We start from the raw sequence: 16,128 nt of genomic DNA on the forward strand, positions 1-16,128 counted from the left end.
CGCGCCGGCGCCGAGCGCGCCGAACAGCAGGGAGCGGCGGCTGGCGCCGCGACGTACGGGACGCCCGTGGCGTACGGGACGTGACGGCATGCGAGACCTCCGGTGGGGGGAGTGCGGAGTGGGTGGCATGTCCCGGCCATGAGCATGCCGGGCACCCCCGGACGGGTCAACGGCGCCCCGGGACAACCCGTCCCGTACCCCGGGCGCCGCGGCCCACCGCTCCGCGCCCGGCCCACCGCTCCGCGCCCCGGCTCACCACTCCCGCGCGCCGGCCTCCTCCGCCGCGATCGTCGTCGACTCGCCGTGCCCGGTGCGTACGACCGTCTCCGGCGGCAGCGTCAGCAGCCGCGCGCGGATCGACGCCTCGATCGTCGGGCGGTCGGAGTACGAGCGGCCGGTGGCGCCCGGGCCGCCGTGGAACAGGGTGTCGCCGGTGAAGACGGTGCCCAGCGACGGCGCGTGGAGGCAGACCGCGCCCGGCGCGTGGCCCGGCGTGTGCAGGACCGTCAGCTCCGTGCCCGCGACCGTCAGCGTCTGCCCGTCGGCGAGGCCGGAGTCCGGGGCGCGGTCCGGGTGGGTCATGTCCCACAGCACCCGGTCGTCGGGGTGGAGCAGCACGGGGGCGCCGTACCTGGCGGCCAGCGCGGGGGCGGCGTCGATGTGGTCGTCGTGCGCGTGGGTGCACACGATCGCCGTCAGGCGGCGGTCGCCGACGGCGGCCGCGATGGCGTCGGCGTCGTGGGCCGCGTCGATGACGAGCGCCTCGGCGTCGTCGCCGACGATCCACACGTTGTTGTCGACGTCCCAGGTGCCGCCGTCGAGCGAGAACGTGCCGGAGGTGACCAGGTGGTCGATGCGCGCGGGGCTCACAGGACCACCACCGAGCGCAGCACGTCGCCCGCCTGCATCCGCGCGAAGGCCGCCTCCACGTCGTCGAGCCCGATGGTCTCGGAGACGAAGGCGTCGAGGTCGAGGCGGCCCTGCCGGTAGAGGTCGATGAGCATGGGGAAGTCGCGGGAGGGCAGGCAGTCGCCGTACCAGGAGGACTTCAGCGCGCCGCCGCGCCCGAAGACGTCGAGCAGCGGCAGCTCCAGCTTCATCTCGGGCGTCGGCACGCCGACGAGCACCACGGTGCCGGCGAGGTCCCGGGCGTAGAACGCCTGCTTGTACGTCTCCGGGCGGCCGACCGCCTCGATGACGACGTCCGCGCCGTTGCCGCCGGTGAGGTCCCGTACGGCCGCGACGGGGTCGGCGGCGCGGGCGTCGACGGTGTGGGTGGCGCCCAGGCCGGTCGCGGTGGTCAGCTTCCGCTCGTCCACGTCGACCGCGATGATCTTCGCCGCCCCCGCCAGCCGCGCCCCCATGACCGCCGCGCCGCCGACGCCGCCGCAGCCGATGACGGCGACGGAGTCGCCGCGGCCCACCGCGCCGGTGTTGATCGCCGCACCGAGGCCGGCCATCACGCCGCAGCCGAGCAGCCCGGCCGCCGCCGGCGACGCCTCGGGGTCGACCTTCGTGCACTGCCCGGCGGCGACGAGGGTCTTCTCCGCGAACGCGCCGATGCCCAGCGCCGGCGACAGCTCGGTGCCGTCCGCGAGCGTCATCTTCCGCGTCGCGTTGTGGGTGTCGAAGCAGTACCAGGGCCGCCCGCGCGCACACGCCCGGCACCGGCCGCACACCGCACGCCAGTTGAGGATCACGAAGTCCCCGGGCGCCACCCCGGTCACGCCGTCGCCGACGGCTTCCACCACCCCGGCGGCCTCGTGCCCGAGGAGGAACGGGAACTCGTCGTTGATGCCGCCCTCCCGGTAGTGCAGGTCGGTGTGGCACACACCGCACGCCTGCACCGCCACCACCGCCTCCCCCGGGCCCGGATCGGGCACGACGACGGTCTCGATCCGCACCGGCTCGTTCTTCGCACGCGCGACGACGGCTCGTACGTCCTGGGGCATGAGGGCGCTCCGTTTCCTACGCTTCCAACGCTGGCGGGCTCATACAGTACGTCCCCCGCCCCGGTCGGGCGCCCCGCCCTGCCGCGGCGGGATCAGGTGTTGTTCGACCGGCCTACGTAGAGGTTCCGGGCGCGGTAGTAGGTGTCGCCCGAGGGGCCGGGGGCGCCCGAGGAGCCTTCCATCTGCAGATTGATGATGATCCACATGGGCTCGCCGACGAAGTTCGAGCCGCGGTGCTGACCGACCCAGGTGCCGTCGAGGTAGTAGTGGATGTCGACGTCGGTGGCGCTCACCTTGGCGATCCAGGCGCGGTAGGTGTGCCAGGCGCCGGGGTTGGAGACGCTGACGATGGTGTTGTCCCAGCCGCCGTCGTAGGTGTTGAACCAGTTGCGGGCGTCGCCCTTGTACTCCAGGATGTCGCTCTCCGGCGGCCAGCCCCACGCCCCGGTCAGCCAGAACGCGGGCCAGGTGCCCCGCGCGGACGGCGCCTGGAACTCGCCCTTGACCTCCCACTGCGGATACCGGTCGTCGACGATGACGTGGGTCTTGGCGTGCACGGCGCCGGAGTGGTAGCGGATGGGCAGGTAGGGGTCGCTGCTGCTGTTGCCCTCGTCCCAGTTGATGCGCGACGCCCGGAGCACGAGCACGCCGGACTCCAGATAGACGTGGTTGTGGTCGTCGGCGCTGGCGTACATCCGCGCGGAGCCGTTGTGGTCGGAGCCCCACGGGTAGCGGTAGTTCCAGGCGGCCTGCAGAGCGCCGTAGTCGGCGAAGGTGCTCGGGCCGATGACGGTCTCCCACGCCAGCGGCGCGGCGGACTGCGCCGCGGCGGGGCGGGCGGTGGCGAGGGCGGCGCCGGAGGCGAGGGCGGCACCGGAGGAGAGCAGGAACGTACGGCGGTCGAACGGCATGGGGGAGACCTCGCTTCGCGGGTTGCGGACGGGCACCGTACGCGGGCGGAGGCGAGGCCCCGGCGCAATCCGCCCGCCGACCCCCCACGAAAGCACAACCGCGGCCCGAGGGGGAGACCGCCACCGGCCCGCGCGGCCTCCCGGTCACTCCGCCCCCGTGCCGGCCGTCACGACGGCCCACACGTACTTCCCGACGCCACGGCGCTTCTCCACGCCCCACCGGTCCGACAGGCCGGACACCAGCGTCAGCCCGTAGCCACCGGACTGGTCCGGCACGCGCGGCACCGGCGGCTCGTCGGAGGCGTCGTGCACCTCGATGCGCACCCCGCCGTCCAGCGGAACGAACCGGGTGCGGATCTCCCGCCCCGGCGGCACCCGCGCATGCACCACCGCGTTCGCGACCAGCTCGGACAGCACCGCCACCGCCGCGAACTCCACCTCGGCCATGCCCCAGTCGGCCAGCGTCTTACGCAGCTGCGCCCGCGCCAGCGCCACACACCGGCGATGCCGCCGCCAGCGCGACACCACCTCTTGATTCTGCGTGGACGTCGGCTGTCGTTTCGTCAGTTCTGGCATCACTCATCGCCTCGCAATGATCCCGTCCGGCGCCGTCATACGACGCCGCCGGGAATCAGCGTTACCGATGAGCGGTACGCGTCCAAGGAGAAGCCTGTCCGGCCGCTGTCCGCACCGCTGCGGACGCCACACAGGACCGTTGGGTGCGTGTCTGTATCCGGGCGCACGGCGTCTCATAGCGGACCAAGTGCGTGTCGTGCGTGAGCGATGATCCGGTGTGCCTCGGTGGCGTAGAGCGCGGAGTCGCGCAGGGCCTCCCACACCTTCAGGTATGTCGCGATGCTGTCGGCGTCGTCGAGCCACAGTTCGGCGTGCCAGTCCTCGGTGATGACGAGTCGGTCGTCGAAGACCCAGAAGCCGTTCGCCGGCGGGAGCTTCAACGATGCGCCGAGTGGGATGACCCCCAGCTCGACCGTGTCCATGCCGATGACGCCGGCGAGGCGGTCGAGTTGGGCGCCGAGTACCGCCGGAGGGCAGACGAGCGCGCGCAGAGCTGCTTCCCAGACCAGGACGTGGAGTGTGTGTCCCGGTTCGTACAGCCATTCCTGCCGGCGTGTCCGGGTGCGTACGGCCTCGTCGGTGTCGGGTGTGGAGCCCTGGAACTGGGCGTAGCGCAGGAAGATGTGGCGGGCGTAGTCGGCGGTTTGCAGCATGCCCGGTACGACGGACTCCTCCCAGACGTGCAGGACCGCGGTCCGGGCGACCTCGGCGTTCCAGGTGTCCTGGACCGGGCGGTGGCCGGCGGCAAGCTGGCGGCGCCAGGAGCGGATGCGGGACTCGAATCCCCGGAGGCGTGAGTGCAACTCGTCTGCGGCCCCGGGGTGACCGGTGGCCTCCGCCCATGCCCGTAGGTCTTCGACGCTGGCGGTCTGCTTGCCGTTCTCCAGCTTGTAGATCTTCGAGTGCGGCCAGCCCAGCCGTGCGGCGAGCTGCGGGCCGGTGAGCCGACCTCGGGGATGCGAGAGGCGAAGCTCGCGCAGACGCTGCCCGAGGGCTTCGCGCGCCTGCTGGAAGTCCGTGCTCACCGGCCGGTGTTCACCGTTTCATCTGGGCGGCGAACCGGCGGTACGGCGTGGCGTGGTGCATCGCAGCGTCGAACGCCTGCATGTACCGGTTGACCTCGGCCGGCTCCGTGATGACCTCGGCGTTCAGCAGGATGTCGGCCTCGTCGAAGTTCAGCAGCGCGACCAACCGCGAGTCGAAGACCCAGAAGTCCGCCTCGGGCAGGTGCAGCCGCTCGGCTTCGGCGCGTGGCAGGTTACGGATGTCCTCGCCGGTGACCGCGTTGCACTCGGCATAGGCGAGCAGGAACAACTGGCCCTCGGTCGGTGGGTCGTCGACGATCCGGACGCGGCCGACGCGCTTGCCCGCGCCGGTCTGGCGCCGCATGTTCGTGCACCACTCGGAGTCGAGGTCGTAGGTCACCTGGCCGGTCTTGAGGAACTCCTCGAAGTCCGGGTCCTCGCGGTCGGAGGCGTACCCACGGCGCGACTCCAGCCGCCACGCTGAGTATTCGAAGGTCTCGAAAAGCTGGCCGAACTCGTCCAGGTCGATCGGCTTGGCCACGTGCTCGACCTCCTTGGGGCCGTGGTGAACGAGCAGTTCCCGCGGTACCACGACCGCGACATCTGAAGCGCTGAAATGCTGTAACTGCCGAAGCTCTTCGGGGGCCGTGAGCTGTGGCCCTTGCACGACGATATCGCCCGTGTCCAGCTCGTGGACGGCTGGGCAGCCACCGTTCTTGCTGTCGGTGCCTCTGAACCGCAGCCTGCGCACCATGGTCGTTTCCCCTTTCCTGGGAAGGGCATTGCCCGTCCAGGATCGTCGGCCCGTGAGGGCTTGGCCACAGCGTGCCACCGGCCATGTGAGAACACACGAGAACATCCGGCCACGGTGCGAGAACATCCGAGAACATCGCGTAGACCAGCGCCGGAGCCCTCCCTAGCGTGCCGAGCATGGCAAAGACCAGGGCGGTGGATCCTTACAAGGCAGGCGAACAGCTCTGTGACGCGCTCACCCGGGCGGACATGGTCCTGCCCGGGCTCGCGGTTGACACGGCCTCGCCCCGTCTCCGCCTCATCCACCTCGGCACCGTGCGGGCCGACGTGGCGGTGATGCATGCCCGGGTGATCAGAGGCGGAGGTGACTGCGATGGGCAGTGCCGCGCCGCAGCCCCCGCGTGACCCTCCCCGGATGACCCTGCGCGTGTCACGCGACAACGGGCGCACCTTCGGGCGCCAGAAGCGCTACTACACCCACGATTGCGACCCGCCCCAGCTCACCCACGCCTTCCCGCCCTGCCAGTGCCCGCGCTGTCTCCCGAAAGGAGGTAGGGCATGACCTTCGATCCACCTCCCGTGCCTTACGTGACCGCGTGGACCGGCCGTCGAGCCCTCGCAGGTCGCCGACCGCCTCAGATTCTGAACTTCCGCCTGCCACACCTCACCCCCGTGCGGGCGAAGGCGGCGTACCACCGCCCCGGGCGGCCCGGGGTGCTCTTGAGAGGAGGCACCCGAACATGACCCTCCCGAACCGATTGACGACCAGCCCCGCCCTGTGGGGCGACCCGGGCGACGAGGACGACAACACCGACATCGCGGACGGCGACGGAGGCGGCGGCAACCCCTCCCCCGGCCACCGCTGAAATCCAAGGAAACGCCGGTCCCCGCGGCTACGGTGCCGCCGGGGCCGGCCCCAGCCGACAGGAACACGATGGGCGACGAGCAGACCGGCACCGGCCGGGTCACCGTCTTCCCGCTCACCCACCACTGGCCCGACCGCCGCTGCCTGCTCGCCTACACCACCACCGGCGACTTCGGCACCACCGCCATCGTCGGCGTCCTGCCCGTACCGGAACTGGAACACCCCGACCTCCTGGCGGTCGCCGCCGACCACCACGCCCAGGGCCTGTACGGATCCCGCGGCGGGCCCGAGAACGCCTGCGCCGCCTGGGTCATCTGCACCGGCTGGTCCGCCCGCATCGGCGGCTCCGGCCCCCGCCTCGACATCAAGAACACCGACTGGCACCTGCGCCTGGACCGCCGGATCGAACTGGCCCAGCAGATATACGGTCACGACGCACTGCACACCGGCACCTTCACCCTCAACGACGACGAACTGACCGAACAGGCCCTTCAGCTCGTCCGCTGAGCAACCGCGCCTACACGGCGACCGAGTCGCCGGACGCCCTGCCGGGACACTCCCTGGCCGTGCGCCCATGGCCGTACGGTGGCGGCACGGACTGCTCCGAGGCACTACGAGCCATGACGGGGCAGCGCGTAGCGCGCCGCAGCTGGGTCGAGCCAGGCAAGTACATCTATTGGGTGAGTAACTGCACGTGGATGGCGAAAGCGCCCAGTGCTTCCTTCTCCGGCGGGTAGATCTCCCGGATCGCGGCCATCAACTCTTCTCGGGATTCGTCGGTTCCTGCGATCGCTGCCGGGTCCTCGGTGTCGACCAGAGCAGTGAACGAAGGGTACTCGTTGACCGCCGTGATGCGGGTCAGCAAGGTGTCGGGGCCGGAGTTGAAGCGCAGTAGATCTCCGCTCGCCATCTTGCGGACCTTTGCATAACCAACCCGCACCTCGACCGTCTTGTCGCCGGAGGCGATGAGGTCGAAATAGGGCTTGCGCAGATGAAGGGCGTGTTCCACGGGATCAGACTTCTGTTCGCTCATGGGGCATCAGTTCTCACTTGATGGTGTTGTACCGGAGGGGCCGGCGGGCAGGGCTGATCGGGCAGCCTTGGCTGCCGCGAGCCATTCGTGCAGGGATTCAACGGCGGAATCACGAGGATAGCGGCGGCCCGGGAACGCGGTTCGGTCGCCGAACGGGGAGTGCGGGTGGCCGTTATCGTACGGTCGAGTCGGGGCTGTTGGTGCCGGTCACGAAGGAGTGGCCGTTCTCCAAGTAGCGGGGGACCCGATCCTGGAGCGCCTCCAGCGCTTGGCTGGTGCGGCTTCGGATGCGGGACCGCAACTTACTCATCGCCTGGGTGGGTTCGAAGAATTCACACGCGGACAGTTCGTGGTCACGAGGATAGAGGTGGGAGCACTGCTGTGCGGTGAGCGTGCCGCCATCGAAGATGAAGGCCAGTTGATCGTCCCACGGCCCGTGTGGAGAAACCCAGTCCACACACAGCACACCGAGCAGGGGGGCGGTGAGCCCAAGTTCCTCATCGAGTTCCCGTCTGGCCGCGTCGTGGGGCGACTCATTCGCTTCCGCCATCCCGCCGGGCAGGTCCCATGCCTTCTTATAGGTCGGCTTGACGAGCAGCAGACGCCCGGACCCGTCACGGAACAACACGTCCGCTGCTACACGCTTGCGCGCCTGTTTGGCGTTCCCCTCCGCGAGATATGAATCCCATTCGGCGCTGCCCGGCTCGGGACGACTGGTCACGTGGCACTACCTCCGGCGGCGGCAGAGGCGCTGATACCAACCGGCCGCTCGTTGCTGGCTGGGCACTTCCCCTATGCCCACCGTACGGCGACGACAGGGCAGGCGGGAGGGGGTTCGTTCTGGGATGCTTGAAGCACCAGACGAGAGGGGCTACGCCGGTGCGGTGGAAGACGTTCGGGGAGCGGCGCATCTACACGAACCAGTGGCTGAACGTGGATCTTGTCGACGTTCAACAACCGGACGGGCGGCGCTGGGAGCACCACGTGCTGCGTCTTCGTCACCTGGCCGTGGTGACTGTGGTCGGCGAACACAGCGACGTGCTGATGCTGTGGCGGCACAGGTTCATCACCGACACCTGGGCCTGGGAACTGCCCATGGGGTTGATCGAGGACGGGGAGACTCCGGAGGAGGCGGCGGTGCGCGAGGTGACAGAGGAGACGGGCTGGCGTCCGAGCGCCATGAAGCCGATGATCTACGCGGAGCCAGCGAACGGCATCACGGACTCGCAGCATCACGTGTTCCGCGCTGATGGCGCCACCTATGAAGGAGCACCGTCCGAGAAGAACGAGACGGACCGTGTCGAGTGGGTTCCTCTGGACCGGATCAGAGGCATGATCGACCGTCAAGAGATCGTCAGCAGCGGCTCTCTTGTGGGCCTGCTCTATCTCCTCATGGATGAGGCCACTCGCTGACTCTTGCGGGGAGCGCCTCACGCAGCCGCGCCTCGAACGTGACCGCCACGGGCGCGCGGTGTCGGAACGGAGCCAACTGCCCGCGGAATTCTTTGAGATGACCCGCCACTCTCTCGGACGCAACGACCGATGCGGGCTCCAGGGCCGCCGTGGCCGTGCGGCACGCTTGTTCCAATTCGCCGCGTTGCAGCTGGGTGCGGGCGAGCCAGAATGTATGGAATGCCCGGCCGCGGTGGTTGTTGTCGTTTTCGTGGTTCAGACCTTGGGAGATCAGGCGTTCTGCGCTCTTGGACTCGCCGAGCTGGCTGTGTGCGATGCCGGTGTCGACGACGAGTTTGGACTCATTGAAGTACGCCACCCATGCCGGGTCGGAGTCCGTGTCTGAAGCTTTCTCGAAGTGGCGGTGTGCTTGGGAGATTGTGCCGTGGGTCGCGGTCCTGTCCCCGATGGCGGCATGTGCGAAGGCTTCCCGCATGGACAGCATGGCCATCACGCGCGGTGTCCCGTGGGGGCGGGCGTGATCTCTGGCAGCGGCGGCAAGCGCCAGGGCATCGAATGGAAGGCCCTGGTAGGTGGCCTGCAGGCTCATGCAGGCCAGGACGTTGGAGATGAACTGCGCGTCATCGATCTCCTTCGCCAACTGCAGCGCGTGGGTAAAGTGCACCTCGGCCTGACTGTATTGGCGAGCGTCGAAATGTGTCCAGCCGGTGAGCCTGAAAAGCTCGGCGGCGACGGCGTACAGACCGCTACGAATGTCGTCAGTTCTGGCTGATTCGAGTAAGCCAAGGACATATCGAAGGTGTCCCGCGATGGCGGGTCGCAGCGTTTCGCCTCCGTACTGGTCATCTCTGAGCCAGTAGTCCTCGATGGAGGTGCGCAGGGCAAGGAGCGTGGAAGGGGTCGGGTTTCCCGTTGTCGCCGCTTCAAGAAGGCTCTCTACGCCATGGCTGGGGAGAGTGATGGAGTAACGCTGAGTCTCGTTGTTCGCTCTCTGGGAACTCCAGCTTTCGTGCCTTTTCGGGTCACGGTCACGGGAGTCGGCGGTGAAGGCGGAAAGCTCGCCACCAGCGTTGAGGGCGCTGTCCAGAGCTGCAGCGATCTCCCGTGTTGGCTGCTTCCGCGCTGTCTCCAAATCCCATACGTAACTTTTGCTGCAATGGGCGAGTTGAGCCACGGCGCGCAGTGAGCGGCTACCGCGCAGGCGGCGTAGTGCCTGCCCGAACGTCTCCTCCATCGCGAGCCCTCCTGTCCGCTCAGATGTCCACGCCGCTGCGGACAACGGCGGACACGCAGGTCCTATGCCCTGACGCGTGTGCTGGTAACGCTACTCCTGGGCGCCGGACGGTGACGGCGCTCTTTCCGGGAGCGAGGTGCGAGGCAAGGAGAACAAACATGTGACGGTGGCAGTTGATGGCGGATGGCGGCAACCCGCAGGATGACAGTGACAGTGGGAACAAACACGGTGGTGGCGGCTCCGACGAGGGCGGCAACACCAACGACGGCCAAGGCCCGGCGGACGGACAATGACCATGCCCGAGGGGGCGGAGGCCGGTCCCGAGCGGCTGGTCTCCGCGTTGGTGGACAAGGGGGTGCTGACCTCCGACTGGTTGCCCGCGTTCGAGGCGGTGCCGCGGCATCGGTTCGTGCCGGATGTCATCTGGCCGGGCCGGGCGGGGATGAACCGGCAGAGCGACCGGGTGATCCGGTCCGAGGAGCCGGAGGTGTGGTGGCGGGCCGTCTACCGCGACGCTCCGATCACCACCCAGTGGGATGACGGCGCCTACACCGGCTCCGGCACAGGCCGGATCCCCTCCAGTTCCAACTCCATGCCCACCATGGTGTTTTCCATGCTGAGCGCGCTGGACGTGGACGACGGGCACCGGGTTATGGAGACAGGGACGGGCACGGGGTGGAATGCCGCGCTGCTGGCGCATCGGCTCGGGTCGGCCAACGTCGTCACCGTCGAAGTGGACGGGGCCACCGCCCGCGCTGCGCGGACCCGGCTCACGGCCGCCGGGTTCGACCCGCTCGTGGTGGTGGGTGACGGCGCCCGGGGGCATGCGCCCCGGAGTCCGTACGATCGGGTGATCGCGACCTGCTCGACCGGCCGCATCCCCCCGGCGTGGGTCGCACAGACCCGGCCGGGCGGGGTGATCGTCGCCCCGTGGGGGCCGGTCTACGGCGGTGAGGCCGTCGCCCGCATCACCGTGGCGGAGGACGGGACGGCCGCCGGCCGGTTCACCGGCTCCTCGGCCTTCATGCGGCTGCGCGCGCAGCGCACCGCGCGGCCGCACGTGCGCGACTATCTCAAGGGCCGCCCGTGGCCCGCGGACGGCGTGAAGTCCACGACCGCCCTCTCCCCGGACGACGTGGGCGGCTGGGCGGTGATGTTCGCCATCGGCCTGCAGGTGCCCGGAGCCTTCCCGTGGACGGAGTCCTACCCGGACGGCTCGTACACCCTGTGGCTGCGCGACACCGCGGTCACTTCCTGGGCGACGGCCGACTACGAGCCGGACCGGACCGCGTACGAGGTGGTGCAGTCGGGACCGCGAAGACTGTGGGACGAGGTCGAGACCGCCTACCGGTGGTGGGTCGCGCACGACCGGCCCGGCTTCGACCGCTTCGGGCTCACCGTCACCCCCCCGCGGGCACCGGCTCTGGCTCGACACCCCCGGCCACCCGGTGCCCCCGGCCACCGGATAGGCCCGGTGCCCGTCCTCGTCCGACCGGTTCGGACCCGGCGGGGGCGGGGCCCGCGGCGGGGTTGCCGTAAGACGGCGCGGGGCGGGGCGGGCGCTGGCATACTCGGGGCGCGCGCCCGGGCCCCGAGGGAGGCGGGCGCCGTCCCCAGACCCCGACATCCGTGACGAGGGACCGAGTTGATGCGGCTCACGCGTGTACTGGCCGGTGTGCTGGCCGCCGGGATGCTCACCGCCTGCGGCGGCGGCGATGACGGCGGAGACGGCGACGGCGACGGCGGCAAGGGCGGCGGGTTCGTCGGGGGCTCGTCCGGCGGGGAGGGCGGGGGCGCGCCGGAGGCGCAGCTGAAGGTGCCCGCGCTGTACGACACGTCCCGGGGCTGGGAGTCCGACCTGCGCGCCACGCAGCACCCCCTGCCGCACTCCGACGCGGTCGGCATGTTCGTCGCGGAGCCGAGGCAGTTCACCGTCCTGGACGTGACCAGCGGCGACCCGCTGTGGACCAGCGAGGTGCTGCGGTCCCCGTCCGAGGACATGAGATACGAGTCGCTCTCGGCCACCGCGGGCGGCAAGGACTACCTCGTCGCCTGGGCCACCGGCACGACCGAGGGCGATGTGGTCAGCAAGGGGAGCGAGATCACCACGATCGACATCTTCCCGGCCGAGGGCTCCGGCGAGGGGGTGAAGCCCGCCCGGCACGTCGAACTGGAGGGTGAAGGATTCGTGTCGGACGGCGGCGGCGGGCTCATGGTCAAGCAGCAGGACGGCGACGTGTTCGTGACCGTCGACCTGGCCACCGGGGCCACGGAGGAGTACGACCTGTACGAGGTCGAGCCGCCGGAGAGCGAGTGCAACCTGTGCGGCGTCCTCTCCGAGATGCAGGGCGTCACCGCCGGCGGCCCGCTGCTGTGGAACGAGGGCCTCGGGTCCGACACCGCGCTCTGGGTACCGGACGGATGGACGGGCGCGGAGGTCGAGGCGGACGCTCGGCCCACCCCGTCGCTGATCCTGGAGGACGTCCTGGTGGCCCAGTGGCGCGCGAAGGGGGCCACCCACATCACCTGGGGCGCGCTGGACAGCGCGACCGGTGAGGTCCGCGCGGAGGTACTGTGCGAGCCGGAGGGCGGTCTGGGCGGCTTCCAGGCCGAGGACGACCCCGCTCTCTCCGCGAACGGGCAGTACCTGGTCCGGGGCAACGTCGTCTTCGACATGCAGCAGGGCGCGGGGCACTGCTTCGAGGAGACCGACACCGACAAGCCGGTGGTGTTCAACGGCGTGACCGACACCGGCCTCGCCTTCGGCCAGGCGCCGGACACGAACGTGGTGGTCGACATCGCCACCGGCAAGGTGGAGGCGAGCAAGCACCGGGTGGTCCCGTTCGCCGACTTCGCCGGCCACGGGCTGTTCTGGGACGAAGAGAACAGCACGATGGTCGTGTACCCGCACGCGGGCTAGCTCCGTAACTTCCGGTACGTACCAAGGCGTTGACCTAGGGCCGCATGAGGCTTACGTTGACAATGCACGGCAGGTAAGCGCTTTCTTCTCTGTCCCGGGAGACGCTGTGCCCACCCCCCTCCTGCACCCCTCCGGGCCGCCCCGTCGCAGCCGCCGAACGCCTCGTCCGCTTCGACGGCACCTCCACCGTTGGGAGCCTCATGAGCCGTCCGATCAGACCCCTGTCCCTCGTCGCCGCCCTCACCGTCCTGCCGGCCCTGCTGGCGGCGACGCCCTCCGCCGTGGCCGCGCCCGCGCCCGAGGCCGCCGGCGCGAGCGCGCCCAACGCGGCCGGGTTCACCCGCACCGCGCTGGTCGACTCCGACCTTGCCGACCCCTTCGAGCTGGCCGTCACCCCGGACGGACGGGTGATCTGGGCGCAGCGCACCGGTGAGCTGAAGATCGTCGACCAGGAGACGCGGGAGGTCACCACCGCGTACGACTTCGACTATCCGCTGGAGTTCACCACCCAGTCCGACGGCCTGATCGGGCTCGCGCTCGACCCGGCCTTCGCGAAGAACAACCGGCTGTACGTGATGCACTCCGACCAGGCCGAGAAGAAGGTCGACATCTCCCGGTTCACCCTCAGGGGCAACCGGCTCGACCCCGACTCGCGGAAGGTGCTGCTGTCCATCCCCACCTGGCGCGGCGAAGGCCGGGCCAACGTGCACATGGGCGGCTCGCTGGCCTTCGACAGCAAGGGCAACCTGTACGCCGCCACCGGGGACAACACCGACCCCTTCGAGTCCGACGGCTACGCGCCGATCGACGAGCGCGACGGCCGGCACGGCTGGGACGCCCAGGCCACCTCCGCCAACACCAACGACCTGCGCGGCAAGGTGCTGCGCATCAAGCCCACCTGGCGCGGCGGGTACCGGATCCCCAAGGGCAACCTCTTCCACAAGCGCGCGAAGAAGACCCGCCCGGAGATCTACGCCATGGGCTTCCGCAACCCGTTCCGCATCGCCGTCGACCCCGCGACCGACGCGCTGATGGTCGGCGACTACGGGCCCGACGCCGGCCAGGCGAACCCGGACCGCGGCCCGGCGGGCATCGTCGAGTACAACCTGATCTCGAAGGCCGGCAACATGGGCTGGCCGTACTGCGTCGGCGACAACATCCCGTTCAACGACTACGACTTCGCCACCGGCACCTCCGGCGGGAAGTTCGACTGCGCCGCGCCGGTGAACGACTCGCCGAACAACACCGGCAGGACCCGGCTGCCCCCGGCCACCGCAGCGCAGGTCTGGTACTCGTACGCGGCCTCCGACGAGTTCCCGCAGCTCGGCTCGGGCGGCGGCGGCCCGATGGGCGGCCCGGCGTACGACTTCGACCCGGACCTCGACAGCCCGACGAAGTTCCCCGAGTCGTACGACGGCGCGTGGTTCAACTACGAGCTGACGCGCAAGTGGTTCAAGACGTTCTCGTACGAGGGCGGCGAGCTGCAGTCGATCAACCCGGTGTTCGAGGGCATGAGCTGGATCCAGCCCTTCGACGCCGCCTTCGGCCCCGACGGCTCGCTGTACGTCATCGACTTCGGCGAGGGCAGCGGCGTCGGCCGCGGCAGCACCAACACCGACGCCGCGATCTACCGCATCGACCACACCCCGGACGCGGAGTAGCGGGCCGGGCAGCGCACCCGCACCTCGGCGCCGCCGGGCGGTTTCTCCCGCCCGGCCGCGCCCCGGCGGGCGGCGGCGGGGCCGGTCACAGGGCGTCCGGGTAGCTGCCGTCGCCCAGGTCGGGGTCCGGCAGCACGCCCGCCGGGTCGCGGACGGCGACGCGGCGTCCGTCCAGCCGCAGCCGGCGCAGCCCTTCGAGCGCCATGCGGCGGCCGAGGTCGGAGAAGGAGTGCACCCTGGTGACGTCGAGGACCACGTCGCCCGCGCCGTCCGAGCCGGCCATCAGGTCCAGCAGTTCCGAGGCGGCGGTGAGCTGGACGTTGCCCTGGAGGGCGAAGGTGACCGTCCCGCCCGACTCGCGCACGGCGACGGCGTCGAGCCGGCCCCGGTCGGAGGAGAACAGGTGCATCCCCATGTCCCGGGAGAGCCGTTCGAAGACGAGGCGTCCGCGTCGGCTGTTGCCGTGGGAGTCCAGGCTCGGGGAGAAGGTCCCGATGCCCACCAGGTCGGGCAGGACGCCGACGATGCCCCCGGCGACGCCGCTCTTGGCGGGGATGCCCACGCGGGTGAGCCAGTCGCCGGCCGCGTCGTACATCCCGGCCGCGGCCATCACGGCCATGACGTGCCGGGCGACGGCGGGGTCCATGACCCGTTCGCCGGTGACGGGCTGGATGCCGCCGGCGGCGAGCGTCGCGGCCATCACGGAGAGGTCCCGGACGCTGACCAGGATCGCGCACTGGCGCGTGTACCCCTCGATGACGGAGGGCACGTCGTCGTCGAGGATGCCGTAGGTGCGCAGCATGTAGGCGAGGGCGAGGTTGCGGTGCGCGGAGGCGAGTTCTGAGGCGCACACCCGCTCGTCGACCCGCAGGTCCCGGCCCGCGAGGCGGGAGAAGAACGTCACGGCGCGCTCGACGCGGGCGTCCGGACCGGCCCCCGCGCCGGCCAGGAGGGCGTGCGTGGTGATGGCCCCGGCGTTGATCATGGGATTCTTGGGCCGGTGGGTCTCACCTTCGAGGGAGAGTTCGTTGAACGCCTCGCCGGACGGCTCGACTCCGACGGCCTCCAGGACGCGGTCGTGGCCGCGGTCGATGAGAGCGGCCGCGTAGGCGAACGGCTTGGAGATCGACTGGATGGTGAACTCGGTGTCGGCGTCGCCGGCGGCGTACGTGCGGCCGAGCGTCGTGGTCAGCGCCATGCCGAACCGTTCGGGATCGGCTGCGGCGAGTTCGGGGATGTAGTCGGCGTTGGCCCCGCCGGTGTCGCCGCGCAGGCTGTCGAGCACTTCGTCCAGGTAGTCGGGCACGGGTGTCTTCACGAGGCAGGTCCTTCTGTCGCAAGCGGTCGGAGGCGTCGGAGGCGTCGGAGGCGGTCGCGGGCGTTCTCGGGCGGTCTCAGGCGTTCGTCCCGGCGGCGGCCGCCCGCTCGGCGTCGCGGGCGGCGACCAGCGAGGCGTGGGTGGGGGCGCCGGGTACGCCGGCCGGGCGGCCCTTCGCGAACTCCGCGCGCAGGACGGGCAGCACCTCCTCGCCGAGGATGTCGAGCTGCTCCAGCACGGTCTTCAGCGGCACGCCCACGCCGTCCACGTTGAACAATTGGCGCTGGTAGTCGCCGAAGTGCTCGCGGAAGGTCAGGGTCTTGTCGATGACCTGCTGGGGGCTGCCCACGGTCAGCGGCGTCTCGTCCATGTACTGCTCCAGCGACGGCCCGCCGCCCATGATCGGCGAGCGGTCGAAGTAGGGGCGGAACTCACGTACGGCGTCCTGGGAGTTTTTGCGCATGAAG

General features: G+C 70.3%; 16 protein-coding genes and 2 pseudogenes. 7 read left to right on the forward strand and 11 right to left on the reverse strand.

All coding sequences use genetic code 11. From position 1 onward, the window contains the following. Positions 1–252: 252 nt before the first annotated feature. The 6 genes from ABD317_RS21805 to ABD317_RS21830 all read right to left on the reverse strand — a co-directional run bounded on the left by ABD317_RS21805 (position 253) and on the right by ABD317_RS21830 (position 5,218). Positions 253–870 (reverse strand): MBL fold metallo-hydrolase, encoded by a 618-nt coding sequence (locus ABD317_RS21805; RefSeq protein WP_344291628.1) that lies wholly within the window; start codon positions 868–870, stop codon positions 253–255. Beyond that, the gene (locus ABD317_RS21810) at positions 867–1,952 is read right to left on the reverse strand and encodes an S-(hydroxymethyl)mycothiol dehydrogenase (protein WP_344291629.1); all 1,086 of its coding nucleotides are present in this window, start codon (positions 1,950–1,952) and stop codon (positions 867–869) included. The genes ABD317_RS21805 and ABD317_RS21810 overlap by 4 nt, the downstream gene beginning before the upstream one ends. Positions 1,953–2,044: 92 nt before the next feature. Beyond that, a complete protein-coding gene (locus ABD317_RS21815; RefSeq protein ID WP_344291630.1) occupies positions 2,045–2,863 on the reverse strand; it encodes a glycoside hydrolase family 16 protein in 819 nt (272 codons plus the stop codon). 144 nt (positions 2,864–3,007) lie between these two features. Continuing rightward, complete coding sequence (locus ABD317_RS21820; RefSeq protein ID WP_344291631.1) at positions 3,008–3,439, reverse strand: ATP-binding protein; 432 nt, start codon at positions 3,437–3,439, stop codon at positions 3,008–3,010. Between the two features lie 173 nt (positions 3,440–3,612). Next, complete coding sequence (locus ABD317_RS21825; RefSeq protein ID WP_344291632.1) at positions 3,613–4,464, reverse strand: helix-turn-helix domain-containing protein; 852 nt, start codon at positions 4,462–4,464, stop codon at positions 3,613–3,615. 10 nt (positions 4,465–4,474) lie between these two features. Beyond that, entirely contained in the window at positions 4,475–5,218 is a 744-nt protein-coding gene (locus ABD317_RS21830; protein ID WP_344291633.1) for a DUF6879 family protein, read from the reverse strand. A 176-nt stretch (positions 5,219–5,394) separates the two neighbouring features. Between ABD317_RS21830 and ABD317_RS21835 the strand changes: the two genes are divergently transcribed. The 3 genes from ABD317_RS21835 (at position 5,395) to ABD317_RS21845 (ending at position 6,589) form a co-directional block, all read left to right on the forward strand. After that, positions 5,395–5,622, forward strand: coding sequence for a hypothetical protein (locus ABD317_RS21835; RefSeq protein WP_344291634.1), 228 nt, complete (start codon positions 5,395–5,397; stop codon positions 5,620–5,622). Positions 5,623–5,957: 335 nt separating this feature from the next. Then, entirely contained in the window at positions 5,958–6,083 is a 126-nt protein-coding gene (locus ABD317_RS21840) for a hypothetical protein (RefSeq protein WP_344291635.1), read from the forward strand. Between the two features lie 68 nt (positions 6,084–6,151). Beyond that, entirely contained in the window at positions 6,152–6,589 is a 438-nt protein-coding gene (locus tag ABD317_RS21845; RefSeq protein ID WP_344291636.1) for a hypothetical protein, read from the forward strand. Between the two features lie 166 nt (positions 6,590–6,755). Here the strand turns inward: ABD317_RS21845 and ABD317_RS21850 are convergent, their stop codons facing one another. Both ABD317_RS21850 and ABD317_RS21855 read right to left on the reverse strand, forming a co-directional pair. Further along, positions 6,756–7,115 carry an ASCH domain-containing protein gene (locus ABD317_RS21850; RefSeq protein WP_344291637.1) on the reverse strand — a complete coding sequence of 120 codons (360 nt, stop codon included), beginning with the start codon at positions 7,113–7,115 and terminating at the stop codon, positions 6,756–6,758. A 172-nt stretch (positions 7,116–7,287) separates the two neighbouring features. Next, entirely contained in the window at positions 7,288–7,836 is a 549-nt protein-coding gene (locus ABD317_RS21855; RefSeq protein ID WP_344291638.1) for an NUDIX domain-containing protein, read from the reverse strand. A gap of 158 nt (positions 7,837–7,994) precedes the next feature. Between ABD317_RS21855 and ABD317_RS21860 the strand changes: the two genes are divergently transcribed. Further along, positions 7,995–8,528 (forward strand): NUDIX hydrolase, encoded by a 534-nt coding sequence (locus ABD317_RS21860; RefSeq protein ID WP_344291639.1) that lies wholly within the window; start codon positions 7,995–7,997, stop codon positions 8,526–8,528. Here ABD317_RS21860 and ABD317_RS21865 read toward each other — a convergent pair. Then, positions 8,506–9,762, reverse strand: coding sequence for a helix-turn-helix domain-containing protein (locus ABD317_RS21865; RefSeq protein ID WP_344291640.1), 1,257 nt, complete (start codon positions 9,760–9,762; stop codon positions 8,506–8,508). The two genes, ABD317_RS21860 and ABD317_RS21865, sit on opposite strands and share 23 nt — an antisense overlap. 289 nt (positions 9,763–10,051) lie before the next feature. On the opposite strand from ABD317_RS21865, the gene ABD317_RS21870 reads away from it, so the two are divergent. From ABD317_RS21870 to ABD317_RS21880, 3 genes and pseudogenes are all read left to right on the forward strand, one after another. Further along, positions 10,052–11,395 (forward strand): methyltransferase domain-containing protein, encoded by a 1,344-nt coding sequence (locus ABD317_RS21870; protein WP_344291641.1) that lies wholly within the window; start codon positions 10,052–10,054, stop codon positions 11,393–11,395. A 15-nt stretch (positions 11,396–11,410) separates the two neighbouring features. Continuing rightward, positions 11,411–12,682, forward strand: a complete 1,272-nt coding sequence (locus ABD317_RS21875) for a hypothetical protein (RefSeq protein ID WP_344291642.1) — start codon at positions 11,411–11,413, stop codon at positions 12,680–12,682. Between the two features lie 302 nt (positions 12,683–12,984). After that, positions 12,985–14,334: pseudogene (locus ABD317_RS21880) on the forward strand (PQQ-dependent sugar dehydrogenase); the annotation flags it as partial. Between the two features lie 94 nt (positions 14,335–14,428). Here the strand turns inward: ABD317_RS21880 and ABD317_RS21885 are convergent. Both ABD317_RS21885 and ABD317_RS21890 read right to left on the reverse strand, forming a co-directional pair. Beyond that, positions 14,429–15,661, reverse strand: a complete 1,233-nt coding sequence (locus ABD317_RS21885; protein WP_344291643.1) for a glutaminase — start codon at positions 15,659–15,661, stop codon at positions 14,429–14,431. A gap of 76 nt (positions 15,662–15,737) precedes the next feature. Beyond that, a pseudogene (locus tag ABD317_RS21890) lies at positions 15,738–16,128 on the reverse strand (5,10-methylene tetrahydromethanopterin reductase); the annotation flags it as partial.

It is taken from the genome of Streptomyces synnematoformans, assembly GCF_039531005.1.
GTDB classification, from domain to species: Bacteria; Actinomycetota; Actinomycetes; order Streptomycetales; family Streptomycetaceae; genus Streptomyces; species Streptomyces synnematoformans.